Annotated in this window: 18 protein-coding genes; 11 read left to right on the top strand and 7 right to left on the bottom strand. The window is 58.5% G+C overall.

The window, feature by feature from the left end:
- Nucleotides 1-30 precede the first annotated feature (30 nt).
- From J5274_RS22720 to J5274_RS22750, 7 genes are all read left to right on the top strand, one after another.
- Nucleotides 31-723, top strand: coding sequence for an amino acid ABC transporter permease (locus J5274_RS22720; RefSeq protein WP_219275223.1), 693 nt, complete (start codon nucleotides 31-33; stop codon nucleotides 721-723).
- A gap of 17 nt (nucleotides 724-740) precedes the next feature.
- Nucleotides 741-1,631, top strand: coding sequence for a 4-hydroxy-tetrahydrodipicolinate synthase (dapA, locus tag J5274_RS22725; RefSeq protein WP_219275224.1), 891 nt, complete (start codon nucleotides 741-743; stop codon nucleotides 1,629-1,631).
- 11 nt (nucleotides 1,632-1,642) lie between these two features.
- Nucleotides 1,643-4,561, top strand: a complete 2,919-nt coding sequence (locus tag J5274_RS22730) for an FAD-dependent oxidoreductase (protein WP_219275225.1) — start codon at nucleotides 1,643-1,645, stop codon at nucleotides 4,559-4,561.
- Nucleotides 4,558-5,286 carry an amino acid ABC transporter ATP-binding protein gene (locus J5274_RS22735; RefSeq protein ID WP_142831210.1) on the top strand — a complete coding sequence of 243 codons (729 nt, stop codon included), beginning with the start codon at nucleotides 4,558-4,560 and terminating at the stop codon, nucleotides 5,284-5,286. The genes J5274_RS22730 and J5274_RS22735 overlap by 4 nt, the downstream gene beginning before the upstream one ends.
- 163 nt (nucleotides 5,287-5,449) lie before the next feature.
- The gene (locus J5274_RS22740; RefSeq protein WP_142831211.1) at nucleotides 5,450-5,860 is read left to right on the top strand and encodes a DUF3830 family protein; all 411 of its coding nucleotides are present in this window, start codon (nucleotides 5,450-5,452) and stop codon (nucleotides 5,858-5,860) included.
- Between the two features lie 535 nt (nucleotides 5,861-6,395).
- Nucleotides 6,396-6,785, top strand: coding sequence for a nucleotidyltransferase domain-containing protein (locus J5274_RS22745; protein ID WP_224129370.1), 390 nt, complete (start codon nucleotides 6,396-6,398; stop codon nucleotides 6,783-6,785).
- The gene (locus tag J5274_RS22750; RefSeq protein ID WP_219275226.1) at nucleotides 6,775-7,224 is read left to right on the top strand and encodes a HEPN domain-containing protein; all 450 of its coding nucleotides are present in this window, start codon (nucleotides 6,775-6,777) and stop codon (nucleotides 7,222-7,224) included. The genes J5274_RS22745 and J5274_RS22750 overlap by 11 nt, the downstream gene beginning before the upstream one ends.
- 173 nt (nucleotides 7,225-7,397) lie before the next feature.
- Here J5274_RS22750 and J5274_RS22755 read toward each other — a convergent pair whose 3' ends face one another.
- Nucleotides 7,398-8,363 (bottom strand): GlxA family transcriptional regulator, encoded by a 966-nt coding sequence (locus J5274_RS22755; protein ID WP_219275227.1) that lies wholly within the window; start codon nucleotides 8,361-8,363, stop codon nucleotides 7,398-7,400.
- 74 nt (nucleotides 8,364-8,437) lie between these two features.
- On the opposite strand from J5274_RS22755, the gene J5274_RS22760 reads away from it, so the two are divergent.
- The gene (locus J5274_RS22760; protein WP_219275228.1) at nucleotides 8,438-9,109 is read left to right on the top strand and encodes a DJ-1/PfpI family protein; all 672 of its coding nucleotides are present in this window, start codon (nucleotides 8,438-8,440) and stop codon (nucleotides 9,107-9,109) included.
- Between the two features lie 87 nt (nucleotides 9,110-9,196).
- Here the strand turns inward: J5274_RS22760 and hisN are convergent, their stop codons facing one another.
- On the bottom strand, nucleotides 9,197-9,976 hold the full coding sequence (gene hisN / locus J5274_RS22765; RefSeq protein WP_219275229.1) for a histidinol-phosphatase: 780 nt from the start codon (nucleotides 9,974-9,976) through the stop codon (nucleotides 9,197-9,199).
- A gap of 59 nt (nucleotides 9,977-10,035) precedes the next feature.
- On the bottom strand, nucleotides 10,036-10,839 hold the full coding sequence (locus J5274_RS22770) for a DeoR/GlpR family DNA-binding transcription regulator (RefSeq protein WP_219275230.1): 804 nt from the start codon (nucleotides 10,837-10,839) through the stop codon (nucleotides 10,036-10,038).
- Nucleotides 10,840-11,083: 244 nt separating this feature from the next.
- Between J5274_RS22770 and J5274_RS22775 the strand changes: the two genes are divergently transcribed.
- Nucleotides 11,084-11,449: a group II intron maturase-specific domain-containing protein gene (locus tag J5274_RS22775; protein ID WP_224129372.1), complete on the top strand. Its 366-nt coding sequence runs from the start codon at nucleotides 11,084-11,086 to the stop codon at nucleotides 11,447-11,449.
- Nucleotides 11,450-11,496: 47 nt separating this feature from the next.
- Entirely contained in the window at nucleotides 11,497-12,198 is a 702-nt protein-coding gene (locus J5274_RS22780) for an IS6 family transposase (protein WP_219275231.1), read from the top strand.
- Between the two features lie 57 nt (nucleotides 12,199-12,255).
- Here J5274_RS22780 and J5274_RS22785 read toward each other — a convergent pair whose 3' ends face one another.
- From J5274_RS22785 to J5274_RS22795, 3 genes are all read right to left on the bottom strand, one after another.
- Nucleotides 12,256-12,822: an RES family NAD+ phosphorylase gene (locus tag J5274_RS22785; protein ID WP_219275232.1), complete on the bottom strand. Its 567-nt coding sequence runs from the start codon at nucleotides 12,820-12,822 to the stop codon at nucleotides 12,256-12,258.
- 151 nt (nucleotides 12,823-12,973) lie between these two features.
- A complete protein-coding gene (locus tag J5274_RS22790; protein WP_219275233.1) occupies nucleotides 12,974-13,690 on the bottom strand; it encodes an SDR family oxidoreductase in 717 nt (238 codons plus the stop codon).
- Nucleotides 13,691-13,719: 29 nt separating this feature from the next.
- Nucleotides 13,720-14,550 (bottom strand): SDR family NAD(P)-dependent oxidoreductase, encoded by an 831-nt coding sequence (locus tag J5274_RS22795; RefSeq protein WP_219275234.1) that lies wholly within the window; start codon nucleotides 14,548-14,550, stop codon nucleotides 13,720-13,722.
- Between the two features lie 108 nt (nucleotides 14,551-14,658).
- Between J5274_RS22795 and J5274_RS22800 the strand changes: the two genes are divergently transcribed.
- The gene (locus J5274_RS22800; protein ID WP_219275683.1) at nucleotides 14,659-15,465 is read left to right on the top strand and encodes a helix-turn-helix transcriptional regulator; all 807 of its coding nucleotides are present in this window, start codon (nucleotides 14,659-14,661) and stop codon (nucleotides 15,463-15,465) included.
- 14 nt (nucleotides 15,466-15,479) lie between these two features.
- Here the strand turns inward: J5274_RS22800 and trpS are convergent, their stop codons facing one another.
- On the bottom strand, nucleotides 15,480-16,499 hold the full coding sequence (gene trpS / locus J5274_RS22805) for a tryptophan--tRNA ligase (RefSeq protein WP_219275684.1): 1,020 nt from the start codon (nucleotides 16,497-16,499) through the stop codon (nucleotides 15,480-15,482).
- Nucleotides 16,500-16,596: the final 97 nt, after the last annotated feature.

Raw genomic sequence — 16,596 nt, forward strand, 5'->3', positions numbered from 1 at the left:
TGCGCCGTCCTTTTCAGGAAAGTCTTGCAAATGACGCTTTGGAACTGGTCCGGCTTCTTCGGGTACCTCGTCAATCCCTTCATTCTCGGCGGCGTATTCACCACGGTCTGGTTGACCGTCGTCTCGCTGATAGCCGGCTTGATAATCGGGTTTGCGCTTGCTTTGATGCGGCGGTCGCAGGTCCGGGCACTCTATTACCTCGCCAAGGCGTACATCTGGCTGTTCCGCGGGACGCCTCTTCTGGTCCAATTGATTGCGATCTACACCGCGCTTCCGCTCTTCGGCATCAAGTTCACGGTGCTTGAGTCGGCGCTCATCGGACTGGCGTTGAACGAGGCCGCCTACCTGGCAGAGATCATACGCGCAGGCATCGAGGCCGTGCCGGACGGACAGACGAGAGCCGCGCGGGCGCTCGGTATGACGGAGCGACAGATCATGCGCTACATCGTCATACCGCAGGCCTTCAAGGTGATCATTCCGCCGCTCGGCAATTCGGTCAACGGCCTTCTCAAGACAACCTCGGTTACCTCGGTCATTTCGGTCGAGGAGCTTTTAAGGAGGACGCAGGTCCTGATCCAGGAGCGGTTTATGGTGCTCGAGCTCTTCGCCGTCGCCGCGATCTACTATCTCCTTCTTACCACCCTCTGGGATTTTTTCCAGAATCACATCGAAAAGCGCTTGGGCCAGGCCGGATCGCGGCTATCGGCGAACCAACGACGCTAACCTCAGGAATTCAAGACATGACCTCGAAATTTCGCGGCGTTTACACCGTGATGATTACACCGTTGGACGAAGACGGTGCTGTTGATCTGACGGCACTCGCCGCCTTTACCGACTGGCAGATCCGCGAAGGCATTCACGGTCTCATTCCCCTTGGTTCCACGGGCGAGTTCCTGTCTCTCAGCGAAGACGAGCGGGATGGTGTTGCGAGGACCGTCATCGAGACGGCCGCGGGGCGTGTTCCGGTATTGATCGGCACTGGCGCGGAGGACACCAGGGAATGTGTCCGGCTCAGCAAGAAGGCGGAAGAGATGGGTGCGGACGGGGTAATGATCATCCCGCCATTCTATTCTACGCCTACCGATGACGAGATCGTCCATCACTACAGGACTGTCGCATCGTCGATCTCCATTCCGATCATGGTCTATAACAATCCGGCGACCGCCAATGTCGATCTCAAGCCAGAACTGGTGAAGCGGATCGCGGCGATCGAAGGCTGTGACTACATAAAGGAGTCGACACTGGAGGTCACCCGTGTCCGTGACATTATCCGTCTGGCCGGTGACAACATGACCGTATTTGGCGGCATCCTGGGTTTCGAGTCCTTCGTTCTTGGCGCGCAGGGCTGGGTTGCCGTCGCCTCGAACGTCGCTCCGGGGCCGATGGCGCGGATATTCGAGCTGGTTGTTGACGAGAAGAACATCGACGAAGCAAGAGCGCTTTATCTGAAGTGGCTTCCGGTCATCCAGGCCGTCGGAGGTCAGGCCTACGTTGCAGGATCGAAGTCGCTTCTCAATCACATGGGATTCGGAGCGGGACAGCCGCGGCCGCCGCGCCTGCCGTTGCCGGCTGCACAGGATGCTGCGATAAAGAAGATGGTTGCCGACTTCTGCCTCAGCTTCCACGCCTAAGGGACGACTGCATGCCCGACATTCTCACCCAAACTCCAGAAGTCGGGCTGATCAACCTCTTTGTAGATGGCGTCGGCATCGCCGTCGAGAAGGGCCTGTCTGTAGCAGCCGCGATCGAGGCATCGGGCTCTCACGGATTTTCCCGAGGTCTAAAGGGAGAGCCGCGCGGTCTTTTCTGCGGCATGGGCGCGTGTCAGGACTGCCTCGTCGCGGTCGACGGCAGACTGAGCCAGCGGGCATGCATGACGATCGTCGCGGACGGAATGCGCATTGAACGCCCTTCACCTCGGGCTGAGATCTCGTCGTCGGGCATCGCCGATCTCTGCGACGTCCCTTCGTCGCTCCCTACGCGCGTGATGGACATGCTGGTGGTGGGGGCGGGACCCGCGGGTCTCGCCGCTGCCCAAGCGGCTGTCGCGGCGGGCGCAAGCGTCACGATTGTAGACGAGCGAGCCACGCCCGGTGGCCAATACTTCAAGCAACCGTCGAGCGACCATGCGAAAGAGCATCTGCGTGGTGACGCGCAGGCGAGCCAGGGTGCCGATCTAATTCGCTTGCTCGAGAAAAGCGGCGTCGCCATTCTCAGGGGTACCATGGTCTGGGGTGCTCAGCTGAACGAGGATGGTAAAGCGACTATCGGATGCTTCGGGCCTGACGGTGCATTCTACTGCCAGCCGAAATTTTTGATCATAGCGACAGGTGCTTACGAACGACCCGCCGCCGTGCCGGGTTGGACCTTGCCTGGTGCGATGACAGCAGGTGCGGCACAGACGCTGCTCAGAAGCTATGCGACCGTTCCGGGAAAGCGGATCGTCGTCACCGGGAATGGCCCTTTGAACATTCAGGTGGCAAACGAGATCCGCAAGGCGGGCGGTATAGTTGTCGCTCTTGCCGATACGGCGGCGCCACCGTGGAAGTCGCCCGGAGCCGGCGCGCAACTCTTTGCTGCCGATGCCACGCTTGCGTTACTGGGCTGTCGTCAACTCTCGGCGTTGCGATCTGCCGGAACGAAGGTCTTCTGGGAGACCACCCTCAAAGCGATTCACGGGCGTGAGAAGGTGGAGAGCGTCACCATCTCGGGGCCAAAGGGTGAGCGAACTATAGACGCTGACGCTGTATTGATCGGCGGCGACTTCACCCCATCCAACGAATTGTCCCGACTGCTTGGATGCGGCCATGAAGTCGTCGATGGCGAGCTGTCCGCGATCTGCGGCGAGGGTGGCGAGACCACGATAGAAGGTATCCACGTCATCGGTGAAGCTGCTCGCTTCGGTGGGGCGTATGTTGCAATGGCAGAAGGGCGTCTAGCGGGCTTGGCCGTTGCGAAAAAGCTCGGTCTGGATGCCTCGCCAGATATCAAGGCGCAGCGACAACTCGGTCGCCATCGCGCATTTCAGAAGGCACTCTGGAACCTGTTCGCGCCAATCGAGAATGCGGTACAAATTCAGCCGCCGGAGACCATCGTCTGCCGCTGCGAAGGTGTCACTCTAGGGACATTGCAGGCAATCAGCGCGCGTAGCGCAAATGACGTCGCGACGGTGAAGCGGCTGTCACGTGCTGGTATGGGTCGTTGCCAAGGACGCTACTGTAGTAAGCGCGTGGCGAACGTAGTGGGCGAGACTCGTCGAGGCAGCGAAACTCAGGGTTTCCTTGCCCCTCAGATGCCACTTCGTCCTCTTCCGCTTGCAGCACTTGCGGTCGAGAAACCGGAATGGGGTGGTCATAAAAGGGCCATGCTGCCAGAGAGGTCACCCCATGTCGAGATTGTGCCTTTACCCATATCGAGCATTTCGACGCTAGTCATCGGGGCAGGGATCGCAGGCCTGTCCACGGCGCTTTTTCTTGCCAGAGCCGGCGAAGATGTCGCAATCGTCGAACGCGCCTTCCCTAACTCGTTGGCGTCGGGCGGCAACGCGGGCAGTCTTCACGCCCAACTGCTTTCCTTCGATCACGGCAGCCGCGCCGAGGCCGGGGGAGGGCCTGCAGTGCAAACTTTGCCGTTGCAGCGCGATTCCATTCGCCTGTGGGCCGACTTGCAGAAGGAACTCGGCCGGGATTTCGAAATGAAAGTGACAGGCGGCGTCATGGTTGCCGAGACCGACGCGCATATGCGCTTTCTTGCGGCCAAGGTGGCGGCAGAACGTGGAGCTGGCATCGACAGTCGACTGATCGACCGTGACGAGCTTCGCCATATCGAGCCGCATCTGTCGCCGGACTTCGTCGGTGCAGCCTATTGCTCGCAGGAAGGCAAGATCAATCCGCTCGTTGCCACGCAATACGTTCTCGAAGCGGCGCAACAGCAAGGTGCCCACGTGTTCGAGCGCTGCGAGGTCCTCTCCATCGCCTCGGTAGCCTCCGGAGGCTTCGACGTGAGAACGTCGCGCGGCAACATTCGAGTAAAACGCGTCATCAATGCCGCCGGCGCGTTCGCCTCACGCATCGGCGCAATGCTTGGTCTTGATATCCCCGTGTTCGGCGCGCCATTGCAGATGGTCGTGACCGAAGCAGCAGCGCCCCTTATCACCTGCCTCGTCGCGCATGCTGATCGGCATCTGACCTTGAAGCAAGCGTTCAACGGAAACTTCATCATCGGCGGCGGATGGACCGCAGGTCTCGATCCGGTTCACCAGCACCCCCGACCGTCGTTTTCCAGTCTTGAAGGCAATCTTTGGGTTGCCCAGCATGTCGTGCCCGCCCTTCGCAAGCTGAACGTCATTCGCAGCTGGGCGGCGATGAACATCAATATCGATGGCGCCCCGATCCTCGGAGAGCACCCGTCGCAGCCTGGGTTTTTCAACGCGGTCACATCGAACGGCTACACACTCGGCCCGCTGATCGGACATCTCACGGCTCAGCTGGTGCTTGGGCGCGAGACCGGTCAGGCGCTGCAGCCTTTTTCCATATCCCGCTTCTCGAAAGGTCGATCATGATCGAGATCACAGGCATCACAAAATTCTACGGCAGCTTCGAGGTGCTGAAGAACTGTTCCGTAAAGGTGGAAAGAGGCGAAGTCATCGTCGTTTGCGGGCCTTCAGGATCCGGCAAATCCACGCTCATTAAATGCGTCAACGGCCTGGAGCCCTTTGACCAGGGTTCGATCCGTGTCCACGGCATCGAAGTCGGGGATCCGAAAACGGATCTGCCAAACCTGCGCACCCGCGTCGGGATGGTTTTTCAGAATTTCGAGCTCTTTCCGCATCTGACGATCATAGAGAACATCATGCTAGCCCAGAAGATCGTCCTCGGTCGTACGGCAGTCAGTGCCGAAAAGAAGGCTATGGAGCTTCTCGATCGCGTCGGTTTGGTCGAACAAGCAAAGAAATATCCTAGCCAGCTTTCGGGCGGCCAGCAGCAACGTGTCGCGATTGCCCGTGCCCTGGCCATGGATCCGCTCGCCATGCTTTTCGACGAGCCGACCTCGGCACTCGATCCGGAGATGATTTCGGAGGTTCTCGATGTGATGACCGGGCTCGCGAAGGACGGAATGACGATGATGGTGGTGACGCACGAGATGGGTTTCGCCCGCCGAGTCGCCACCAGAGTCATCTTCATCGACCAGGGCGAGATCCTTGAGGATTGCCCGAGCGAAGAATTTTTTTCGGGGAAACACAATCCAAGGACGGAAGCGTTTCTCGGCAAGATTCTTCAGCATTGAAAGGCGTTGCCATGCCCGAACTCGATCTCGTCATCAAAAGCGCCAACGTGGCCACCGCGTCGCACTGTTCCTGGGCGATGTAAAAGAGCGGGACAAATACCGGCCATCTGCAACTCGGCCAGCCGAAAAAGATTATCACAACTGAAAAATAGAAAGATCGACAATGAAACTGAAAATTACCGCAGGCCCGTTCACTTTCGATGCCAAGCTGGAGGTCGAGAAAGCGCCGAAAACCGCGGAGGCGTTCTTGAAGCACCTGCCCTTCAGCGGGGAGATTGTGCACGTTCGCTGGTCGGGCGAGGGCGTCTGGATTCCGCTCGGAGACAAGGACTTCGGCGTCGGCTATGAAAACCACACGAGCCATCCCGCCCCTGGTCATATCATTCTGTATCCCGGTGGGATCAGCGAGACGGAAATTCTGCTTGCCTATGGCGGTGTCGACTTCTCGTCAAAAATGGGCCAGCTTGCCGGAAACCACTTCATCACCATCACCTCTGATTTGGACAAGCTCGCTGAACTGGGCGTAATGACGCTTTGGCGGGGTGCCCAGGCAATCAAGTTTGAGGTTGCGTAGAATGGGCAAACCGACACGCTACCGTCAGCGTGTCGGACATCATCGGATTTCCGAGTTTCCAGTGAATTGCGACTTGCAAATGCTTTGATCGGTGGCAGTCGTTCATACCCGGTGGGCGCCACCTAGCAGACTGTGGTTTAGACTGCACTGAGGCATAAAATGAGCGGCATTTAGATAGCCTCGCTAGCTTGCGCAGTATCATTTCTCTATGTCGAGGCACACGAGGTTGTGAGATGCCCGGAATTGGCCGCGTAGTCACTTCGCGGTCAGTCTTCCAAAGACTGCTGGCACCCCAGTCGGGAGATGTACCTCGCGAAACCGCGATAATTCAATAGCTTCACATTGAGGTCATTCGCGGGTCGCAGGTCCAAATCCTATCAAGGCGAGGTATTGCGCTCGACATCTCTACGTGCGCCGCCACCTTTCCAGGCGCCATGGTTGTGCCGGTTGCGCCGAGCCTTCGGGGCGAAGGCGATACCTCTGTAGCTTACCCTGATATCGAACCAGTAGAAATGCCTGTCGAGAGCGGCTATATGTGGTGAAAGAGCGATGTAATGGGACGGAAATGACTGTTGTTGCAGAAAGTTTTTGTGGACGTGTTGCTTCTCCCGGTCGGTTTCCGGAGTTGGAAACGCTGCTTGCTCGTATCAAGGCAGAATACAGCCCGATCGATGTCGTCCTCTATGGCAGCCGCGCCCGCGGGGAAGCGACTAGCCAGAGCGATTGGGACCTGAAAGTGATCGTTTCCGACGAGGCGCCGGAACGCTTTTTTTCGCCCATGTCTGGTTGGCGCATTCAGGAAGGCTCGGGCGTTTACGCAGATGTCTCCTGCATCAGGCTTTCAGAATTCCACGCTGACCTGGCCGTTGCGAACTCCGCATCCAGCCATATCGTCGTAGACGGCGTCGTTCTTGATGTCGGCTGATCTCCACATCGCAAATTATCTTCGGCTGGCGCATGAAGATTTAGTTGCAGCTCAGGCCCTTTCAGCAATAGACAACAGAAACGACGTCTACCATCTGCAGCAAGCTGCCGAGAAAATCCTTCTGGCGCTCCTCAACTCGGAAAATATCAAGGCTGAGCGTAGAGACTCGCATCGGCTTGACGTCCTAAGAGATCTCCTGCCCAACGAGAATGCGTTGAAGGCAAGAATGTCTCCGATCACCTTCCTCACTGTCTACGCTACGACCTACCGTTACCCAAAGGATGCCGGTCGCTTGCCTCAAAGAGGTGAAAAGGATGAAATTGAAGCTGCCGCGAAGATGCTGCAAGTGATTTTGGCGGACGCCGCTGCCCACTTCGGCGTGGGATTGACCGACTCCGACCGTGTGCCTGCGCAACGAACTATCCCGCCGAGGATATAGGCCTGCTGCTGATCAAACCGGTAGAAGGCAAAGGACCAGACGAGGGAGGGAGAAATCATTTTTTCGATGGTTTTCAGGGTAAAAGGCTGCGGCTAGATCACGGGTCGTTCGTTCCTATGCCTTCAAGACCCCATTGGCAAAAGGCAGTATGCCTGACGGTGCCGCAGCCCAGTTCACCCATGAAACCTGTTCCGATACGCGTTGGGGCCAACGCCGAGATGTCGGAGAAAGGCGCGCCGCATGGTCTCGGTCGAGCCGAAGCCGCACCTCGTGGCGGTTCGTATCACGCTCGCACCCTCCTCGAAGAACCGGCGTGCGCTTTCGACGCGGATAGTCTCGACGCTTTCCGCCGGCGTGCGGCCGGTGCATTTTTTATAGTGGCGGGAGAAGGAACGAAGGCTCATGCCCATTTGGTCGGCCAGAACACCGAGTGACAGGTCGCGATCGAGATGGTTCGCGATCCAGCCATGAAGCCGCTCGAATGTTTCGTCGGCTTCTTGCAGGGCGAGAGCGGCGCTGAACTGTGCCTGCCCACCCGGCCGTTTGAGAAACACGACGAGCTGGCGCGCGATGGCAAGCGCCAACGGTCTCCCCTGGTCGGCTTCCACCATCGCCAACGCCAGATCGATGCCTGCCGTAACGCCCGCGGAGGTCCAGATCGGTCCGTCACGGACAAAGATAGGATCGGGATCAAGTTTAACCGCGGGAAAGCGTGCGGCGAACTCGGCGCATCGCCCCCAGTGGGTCACAGCACGGCGACCATCGAGAAGCCCGGCTTCGGCCAGCAGAAAGGCGCCGCTGCAAACCGACGCGGTTCGCGTCGCCGAGACGGCGCGTCGACGGATCCAGTCGAGAAGGGCGGGGTCGCGGCAGGCAGCATTGACGCCGTAGCCGCCAGAGACGATCAGGGTTCCGGGGTCGCTCGCCGCCTGCGGAAGTGCCTCTGATCGCAGGACGATGCCGGAACTCGTAGCGACGTCGCTGTCAGCCGAGACGATGGTGATTGCATAAGGCTTCGGGGCGCCAGACGGGGTGAGGTCGTTGGCGGTAGCAAAGACCTGCGCCGGCCCTGTGATGTCCAGGAGCTGAGCATTCGCAAAGGCAAGGATTTCGATGCGATGAGGCGAAGCGTTTGGCATGAAACGAGCGATGATTGGCACAAAGGCCAAGTCATTGCGCGTTAAAGTCTGTCCGTCAAGACAGGAGTTGGTCCATGAAGTTTCGTTTTGGTATTCTGTGCTTCCCCGCGGTCCAACAGTTGGACCTGACCGGTCCCTACGAGGTCTTCGCCTCCGCTGATGGCGTCGAGGTGCATCTCGTGTGGAAGGACTTCGAACCCGTGAGGTCCTCGACTGGCCTCTGGCTAAAACCCGACACGCGTTTTGCTGACGCGCCGGATTTCGATGTTCTCTGCGTGCCCGGCGGAGCTGGTGTCAACGCGCTGCTCTCCGACCAGGAGACACTGGCCTTTGTGCGGGACAAGGCAGCAAGGGCTCGCTTTGTGACGTCGGTATGCACGGGATCGCTCGTTCTCGGCCAAGCTGGGCTCCTCAAGGGGCGCCGCGTCACCACCCACTGGAACGCGCTCGACTTTCTCGAGCACTTCGGAGCGTTGCCAGTAAAAGAACGGGTGGTCCGGGACGGATCCCTGATCACGGCGGGCGGCGTAACGTCTGGCATCGACTTCGGTCTCACCGTCGTCGCGGAACTTCTGGGGCGCGAGGAGGCGGAAACGATCCAGCTCTCGCTGGAATACGCGCCGGAGCCGCCCTTCGGCTCGGGCGGGCCAGAAACCGCCTCGTCGTCCGTGCTTGCGGCAGCGCGAGCCCGTATGGCGGGATCGCGAGCGGAACGCGAGGCGTTGCTCGCCGGCACGTCTATGTAAAAGCAGATTTCTGGACCTGACAGCGCCCTGCCTGACACCTTTGCAGAAAATTTCAGCCGCACTGGTCTCGACAGGGACTGTCTATCCTCACTGCAGCAGTATTTCCAGAGCCTTCTTCAAGAGGTGCTTATTGCCGGCTGCGATAACGGCCCCGCCTTGTTCTGGGCGGCCGCCGTCTAACGTGCAGCATTCACCGCCTGCGCCTTCTATTATTGGGATCATTGCAGCAACATCATAAGCTTGGACGCTGAACTCCACACAAATGTCGATCTGTCCGGCGGCCAGCATCGCAAACGCATAGCACTCACCCCCATACCGCGTCATCTTCACCGCTTGCGAAAGAGCTGAGAACCGAAATCCGGGGTGGCGGGTGACGTCCTCTGGCGATGTCGTGTGCAGAACAGCGTCGGTGAGATCGGTCGTCGATCGTGTTCGTAGCTGGTGTCTACTTCCTCCTGCAAGGAGGAAGCTTCCCGACCGGTCGGCCCAGAAGCGCTCTTTAGTTACGGGTTGGCTCATCATACCCATGATCGCGCGGCCCTCCTCGTATAGACCGATCAACGTGCCCCATACAGGTAATCCAAGAAGGAACGGGCGGGTGCCATCGATGGGATCGAGAACCCACTGGATCGGCCCAGAACCCGTGGCCCCGAACTCCTCACCCAAGATCGCCTGATCCGGAAATTGGTCCTGGATTGCAGCGCGGATAACTCGCTCAGCCTCTCGATCCGCCTCAGTCACTGGGTCAAAACTGAAACCTTCCTTCAGCTTTGACGAAGTTGCGAGCGATGTTCGAAACCTCGACATCGTCTCTCTATCGGCAGCGTCAGCAAGGCGATGGAAGAACAGTTCGTCCGGGTAATTCATCGGGCTGATCGCTCCTTGTTTCACATTTTGATTGCAGTTGCCGAGGCTTCTCGATCGGGCTACGGCTCGTCAACTGCCGGGGTGTCCGCCGGGTCGCGCTCAGCCCTGAGGGTTGCGAAACCTCCAGATGAAAGCTCATGCTCCCGATCAGCAGAAAGGTTACCCTCGACGATAAGGCAATCGACATCGGAGGCTCCGCATACAATATGCGGCGCGAGCTCCTGAAACTTCTCCGAGAGCGAGAGGACCACCAATTGGGAACTGCGCTTCGCAAGCGCCTTCTTAAACATGGCGTCGGAGTAGTCCTCAACGCTCACGCCGGTCGTCGCGGAGACGGAGCATGCGCCCAAAAAACATCTATCGATGTTCATGTCGTTTACGCAGGCCATGGCATTGGCATCCACGCTTCCACCGACATGTGGGTTGACCATTCCGCCGACCAAGATTAGCGGGGCATTGCCGCGCCGCAGAACCGCTGCCGCAATATCTATGGAATTTGTAGCGATAGTAATCTTGAGGTTAGCGGGAACAAGGTCAACGATTGCGAGGTTTGTCGAGCCGCTATCAAGAAATACGAATTCGTTGGGCAGAATCATCCTCGCGGCTGCCTCCGCGAGAAGCCGTTTACGCTGGGGAGCAGCTTCTATCCGAACCGCCATCGGCTCGGGAAGGGAACGAAGTGGAAGGGCACCTCCGTAGACCCGTCGGCATTTTCCTTCAGCTGCCAAGGCACGCAAATCACGCCGTATGGCATCTTCAGAAATATTAAATTCGACAGAAAGCTGAGATGCCGAGACAGCTTGGCCGCCTGCAAGCCGATTGGCGATGATATCCCGTCGAGAGAGAGGCAGCTTGATGTCCATAGCGAATGGTATCGTGCATAAACATGCACGTCAATAGGCGTAAACGCTCATCAACGTGCATGTGGATGCGCGTTCGAGAAAGGTGGTTGGTGAGCCAGCATCACACCCAGATCACTGCTCCATGCTCACGGAGGTACGGACGAAGCAAATGCAAGGCTCGGGCGGGCGTCTTGGCAAACGATCGATTCAATGTTGTAGTTTCTCCGGCCTGGCCGATTGCCAAGGAGCGCCAATAGGCGACATCATGGCTTCTGTAAGCCGGTTCCTGACCCAGAAGCTGCGGCTGAAGGTCAACGAGGCGAAGAGCGCGGTGGCGCGACCGGAGGAGCGGAAGTTCCTGGGGTTCAGCATCTCAAATGACGGGAGCGAGCGGCGCATCGCGCCAAAAGCTCTCGGCAAGTTCAAGACGCTGATCCGGGATATGACACGCCGGACCCAGGGCCTCAGTCTGCCGCAGCTAGTCAAAGAGCTGAAGCCATACCTCATCGGTTGGCGCGGCTACTTCGGCTTCTGCCAGACGCCTCGAGTACTCACCAACCTGGAAGCGTGGATCCGCCGAAGACTACGCATGTCTCTGGCGGCAATGGGGGAACGGGTGTTGTCAAGTTAAGCGGGCTGGGGGTTGCCTGCCCGACGTGTTGCGCATAGATTTCGGCGATGCAGACACCGGATATCAGTTTCAAACGTCACCGTTTTGCGCCGCAGATCGTTTCTCACGCGGTCTGGCTTTACCTGCGGTTCAACCTGAGCCTGCGTGAAGTTGAAGAAATGCTGCTCGAGCGTGGGATAGACATTTCATATGAGACGATCCGCCGTTGGATCGCCAAGTTTGGACCCCAGATCGCCCGCAACTTGAGGCGTCGGCAGGCGCCCCCCGGCGATGTTTGGTATCTGGACGAAGTCGCTGTGAAATGCGCTGGAGAAAAATTCTGTCTCTGGCGCGCAGTCGATCAGCACGGCGCCGTTCTCGAAGAAATATTACAGGAGCGGCGTGACAAAAGGGTGGCCAAGCGTCTGCTGGTGGCGTTGATGAGGCGCTATGGCTTTGTTCCCAGACGGATCATCACTGATAAGCTCCGCTCCTACCGTGCGGCAAAGGCGGACGTGGCTCCCGGCCTTGATCATTGGTCGCACAAGGGCCTCAATAATCGGGCCGAGAACAGCCATCTGCCGTTTCGAAAACGAGAACGAACCATGCAGGGTCACCGATCGCCGGGAGCATTGCAACGGTTAGTCTCCATGCACTCAGCGACCCGCAATTGCTTTTCTGTTCCCTGCCGCCGCCGCGCGGCACCAACAATTCGATACCATCGCCTCGAAGCATTCGACGCATGGAAAGCTGCTGCATGCCTCGCCTAAAATCCGAGAGCGTCAGCCCATTCTCGGCCTGCGCAACTTAACGTGACAACACCCTATTTACAGGCCCCACTTTGGTCCGTGAGGCGTCAGGACAATCTCAACCGGATCACCGCATACCTCCACTAGAGGGCCGCCGCTCTCATTCCAGCGGAATAGGTTGAGATGCCACCCGCCTGGTATCATGCGAGACCTGTCGATGATGCCGTCTGCACCCGCCGTTCGCGCGATATCGACAGTTCGCCACGAAGCAGGTTCTCGGCCTTCCGATAAAGCTGTCCGCCAAGACTCGTTGGACAGATCGCGATTTATCACAAGCTGCTTACAAGCCTCTTCGTCTTGCTGGTCAAGAACCATCGCGTCACCGACCTTGAGTGGAACGACAACTCGCGGGAGGCCGTCTTCGCGCATATAGCCAGCTATTGCCCTTATGGACCATTCTAGCGTTGCGCTCGTGTACAGCGTCGGCTCACCAGGACGATGATAGCGTCCCGCGCTGTTTGGTCCCGGTGGGTCCAATACTTGTTGAAGCCTCTCGGTCAGAACGGAGCGGTAGAACGTACCGGAAATCTTCTTGAATACGACACAGGCTTCGGCCATCGCTGCGAGTCTTTCTCGGGGGATCATTTATGCGTGTATGAAAACTTCATGACATCGACGTGACGGCCCCTGTGGGCCAAACGCGGGGGAGCCTTTCGCGGAAATCTCGACATTTGCTCGAAATCTTAGCCCGACTTTTGCAGCGCTGCAAAATTAGGACATTCGCGAACGGAGAACGCTATGCCGTCAGCCGTAATCCGCCATCACAAATGATCGTCTGGCCCGAAATGAACGTGTCAGCGATCAGGAAGGCGATAGTCTGCGCAATGTCCTCGGGCTTTCCGACGCGTCCGACGGGAGTCTTCGCGGCAAAGTCGGAAAACACAGTGCCCTTCTGTTCGTCCGTGAGGAAGTCCCACCAGGGCGTGTCAATAACGCCCGGCGACACTGCATTGACGCGCATTGGCCGAAGTTCAGCAGCGAGGATCGGCACGAGCGCAGCGACGGCGGCGTTGGCGGCACCAATGCCAGCGGTGCCGGGCATCGCAGCATGGGCGGTCACCGCCGAGATGAAAGTCAGGCTGCCATCCTTGGCAAGATGGGGAAGTGCCGCCTGCGCGACGGCAAAGTGCGCATAGACCTTTTCCTCAAAGCCGGCCTTCACATCAGCGAGCGGTACGGACGCAAAGGGACCCGCACCCTTGCCGCTGCCAAGCGCGAGAACAAGATGGTCGAAGCGGCCGATTCGCTCGAAAGCTCCGGGCAACCCGGCCGGTTCGGCTGCATCCATGACCAGTGTATCAAGGTTGCCGCTCAGGAGAGTGCGGGCTGCGTCCAACCGCTCGGCGCTCCGGCCGGTGATCGTGACCCTGTGGCCTTGGCCGAGAAGTAGCCGGGCGGTGGCGAGACCAATGCCGGACGATCCGCCGACGATGATAATATGTTGGGAAGACATGGGAGTTCCTTTCGTTGGGTTGAAAATGGTCACACGACAGGGTGTGAAAGCCCCGTGAGTTCGAAGCTGAGCGCCCGAAGCTGACGCCGCGCGTCGGCGTCAAAGGCCTGGCCTTGGGCGCGAGAGGGTCGCAGACCGTCGAAATACAGCCCGGATTTATCTTGGAGATCGGGTGAGATGGCCAGATTCAGGATCGCATCCGCGCCTTCATCGACGCTGCTTACGGGTGACACACCGTCGCCGCGCACCATGGCCGTTGCCATGTATGTTGCCGGGTGCAAGGCGTTCACGGTGACGCCCGTTCCCTTCAGTTCTTCGGCGAGATCGAAGGTGAAGAGAATTTGCGCGAGTTTGCTCTGGCAGTAGGCACGCTGACCGCTATAGCCACGCGTCAACATCACGTCGGAGAAATCGATCGCCTGTTGGCCAATCGAGGCGACGTTGACGATGCGTGCCGACGCACTGCGTTTCAGCAACGGCAACAGCAGCCGCGCTAGAAGGAAGCCTGACAGATAGTTGACTGCAAAGCGCAGCTCGAAGCCGTCCGGGCTTTCGCAGCGCCTCGGATAAGCGCCGGCAACACCTATACCGGCATTGTTGATCAGCACATCGAGACAGGAATGATCGCGGCGAATGGTGTCGGCCAACTCGCGGATTTCAGAGAGGGCTGATAAATCGGCAGAATAGAATGCTACTTTCCCTCCGGACTTGATGATGGCTTGAACAAGGCTTTCGCCACGATCCCGGTCGCGGCCGTGGATCAGTGTCGTTGTGTATGGGGCCGCCAGCCGTTCGGCCACTCGGCGACCAACGCCATCGGTTGAACCCGTGATTAGGATCGTTCTCGTTGTCTCCGCCATGACATCGCCTTCCACGTAAATCGCTGTTGAAGGTGATTTTCACCGAATCGAAAACGGCAAACAGTTCTGATATTATCCTGGTATCAATACTGCTATGATGATTGAATGATGGATGTTCTTGCTGACCACACTGACGCGCGGAGACGAGAGTTCGGGGATTTCTTGCGTTCCCGCCGCGAGCGGCTGACGCCCTCTGCCGTTGGCCTTCCCAACGGCTTCAGGCGGCGCACGCCGGGTCTCCGCCGTGAGGAGGTTGCCCTTCTCGCCGGGGTCGGCACCACCTGGTACACATGGTTGGAACAGGGACGCGACGTGCGGCCTTCGGCGGAGGTACTCAATGCGATTGCCGATGCCTTGAAGCTCGATCCGGCCGAATGCCAGCATCTGTATACGCTGGCTGATCGCCCATCGCCACAGACCCGTTCCCATGGCCCAGAACAGGTGCCTGGCGCGCTCCTTCGTATGCTCGATAGCATGACCGGACAGCCGGCCTATGTGCTGGGTCGCCGTTGGGACGTGCTCGCATGGAACGCAGCTGCGATCGATATGTTCGGCGACTTTGAACGCCTCGAAGGCGATGCCCGCAACATGATCCACCTAATGTTCGCGGACGAAGCGCATCGGCGGCTTCTGGCGGATTGGGACGATCTTGCGCCGCTATCGCTGGCGATGTTCCGGGCGGACAGTGCCCGTTATGCGGGCGACCCGGATTTCGAGCGGCTGATTGCCTTTCTGATGAAGGACAGTCCCGAGTTCCGCGCATGGTGGCCACGTCACGATGTATTGCTTCAGCCCTCCGCCGTGAAACGCATTCGCCACCCTTCAGCCGGGCAACTCGAATTCGAATATATGAGCCTCGACGTGAGTGAATCTCCGGGTATGCGTTTTGTCGTTTGTACGCCGAGGCAATTTTAGTAATTCTGCGACGACTACGCAAAGCTGAACAACCCGAGGCCGTCCCGAACCTCTTGGAGAGTTGCCTCCGTTATCTTTTTCGCGGCGGCGGTTCCTGTTCGCAGCATATCCATAACATAAGCAGGCTCGGCGGCGTAGCGAGCGCGGCGCTTCCTGATCGGAGCGAGCAGGGATTGTAGGATTTCCTCAAGCTGCCGCTTAACGACCATGTCGCCCAGTCCACCCCGACGATATCGGGTCTTTAGCTCCTGTATAGCGCCCGGATCGTCGCCAAAGGCATCCAGGTAGGTGAAGACAACATTGCCCTCAACCGTTCCGGGGTCAGCAGGGCGGATATGATTGGGGTCCGTATACATTTGCCGAACGGCATCACGGATTTCATCCGGCGAGGCGGAAAGCAGGACAGCATTCCCCTGCGATTTGCTCATCTTTGCCTTGCCATCGATCCCCGGCAGACGGCCAACGGTCGGGATCATGGCTTGAGCTTCCGATAAGAGCTCATGACCGATCTGCCGGTTCAGCCGCCGCACGATCTCGTTGGTTTGCTCGATGAGTGGAGCCTGGTCCGCACCGACGGGGACGAGCGTTGCCTTGAAAGCGGTGATGTCGGCCGCCTGTGCAACGGGATAGCAGAGAAATCCGACCGGTACGTCGCGTTCGAAGCCGCGAAGCTGGATTTCCGTTTTGATGGTTGGATTTCGCTCCAGCCGGGCGACACTCACGAAATTCATATAAAGCATGGTCAACTCGGCCAGTGCCGGCAGGGCCGATTGCACGCAGATCGTCGTCAGGGCAGGATCGATGCCCACAGCCAGATAGTCGAAGGCGACTTCGAGCACGTTGCGCCGTACCTTCTCTGGATCATGAGCATTGTCGGTCAAAGCCTGTGTGTCCGCGAGAAGCAAGAATTGCTCGTGGGTATGCTGAAGCGTGACGCGGTTCTTCAAAGATCCGACGTAGTGGCCGAGATGAAGAGGGCCGGTCGTTCGATCCCCGGTCAGAATGACCGGGCGTTTATTTGTAACATTGGGCATAATGGGCTCCATAAGGGAGCCGCCGTGATCGGAAAGACTATCGGGAAATGACCATGCCTGCCGGATCACGGCGGCAAAAGGTCCATTTAAGAAAATG

The sequence above is a fragment of the Rhizobium sp. L51/94 genome (assembly GCF_019355555.1).
Taxonomy (GTDB): domain Bacteria; phylum Pseudomonadota; class Alphaproteobacteria; order Rhizobiales; family Rhizobiaceae; genus Rhizobium; species Rhizobium rhododendri.

What these genes read in the sequence shown, in the direction of transcription:
- J5274_RS22720 (WP_219275223.1), top strand. Translation starts at nt 31, where the DNA reads ATGACGCTTTGGAACTGGTCCGGCTTCTTCGGGTACCTCGTCAATCCC.
- dapA (WP_219275224.1), top strand. Translation starts at nt 741, where the DNA reads ATGACCTCGAAATTTCGCGGCGTTTACACCGTGATGATTACACCGTTG.
- J5274_RS22730 (WP_219275225.1), top strand. Translation starts at nt 1,643, where the DNA reads ATGCCCGACATTCTCACCCAAACTCCAGAAGTCGGGCTGATCAACCTC.
- J5274_RS22735 (WP_142831210.1), top strand. Translation starts at nt 4,558, where the DNA reads ATGATCGAGATCACAGGCATCACAAAATTCTACGGCAGCTTCGAGGTG.
- J5274_RS22740 (WP_142831211.1), top strand. Translation starts at nt 5,450, where the DNA reads ATGAAACTGAAAATTACCGCAGGCCCGTTCACTTTCGATGCCAAGCTG.
- J5274_RS22750 (WP_219275226.1), top strand. Translation starts at nt 6,775, where the DNA reads ATGTCGGCTGATCTCCACATCGCAAATTATCTTCGGCTGGCGCATGAA.
- J5274_RS22755 (WP_219275227.1), bottom strand. Translation starts at nt 8,363, where the DNA reads ATGCCAAACGCTTCGCCTCATCGCATCGAAATCCTTGCCTTTGCGAAT.
- J5274_RS22760 (WP_219275228.1), top strand. Translation starts at nt 8,438, where the DNA reads ATGAAGTTTCGTTTTGGTATTCTGTGCTTCCCCGCGGTCCAACAGTTG.
- hisN (WP_219275229.1), bottom strand. Translation starts at nt 9,976, where the DNA reads ATGAATTACCCGGACGAACTGTTCTTCCATCGCCTTGCTGACGCTGCC.
- J5274_RS22770 (WP_219275230.1), bottom strand. Translation starts at nt 10,839, where the DNA reads ATGGACATCAAGCTGCCTCTCTCTCGACGGGATATCATCGCCAATCGG.
- J5274_RS22775 (WP_224129372.1), top strand. Translation starts at nt 11,084, where the DNA reads ATGGCTTCTGTAAGCCGGTTCCTGACCCAGAAGCTGCGGCTGAAGGTC.
- J5274_RS22780 (WP_219275231.1), top strand. Translation starts at nt 11,497, where the DNA reads ATGCAGACACCGGATATCAGTTTCAAACGTCACCGTTTTGCGCCGCAG.
- J5274_RS22785 (WP_219275232.1), bottom strand. Translation starts at nt 12,822, where the DNA reads ATGATCCCCCGAGAAAGACTCGCAGCGATGGCCGAAGCCTGTGTCGTA.
- J5274_RS22790 (WP_219275233.1), bottom strand. Translation starts at nt 13,690, where the DNA reads ATGTCTTCCCAACATATTATCATCGTCGGCGGATCGTCCGGCATTGGT.
- J5274_RS22795 (WP_219275234.1), bottom strand. Translation starts at nt 14,550, where the DNA reads ATGGCGGAGACAACGAGAACGATCCTAATCACGGGTTCAACCGATGGC.
- J5274_RS22800 (WP_219275683.1), top strand. Translation starts at nt 14,659, where the DNA reads ATGGATGTTCTTGCTGACCACACTGACGCGCGGAGACGAGAGTTCGGG.
- trpS (WP_219275684.1), bottom strand. Translation starts at nt 16,499, where the DNA reads ATGCCCAATGTTACAAATAAACGCCCGGTCATTCTGACCGGGGATCGA.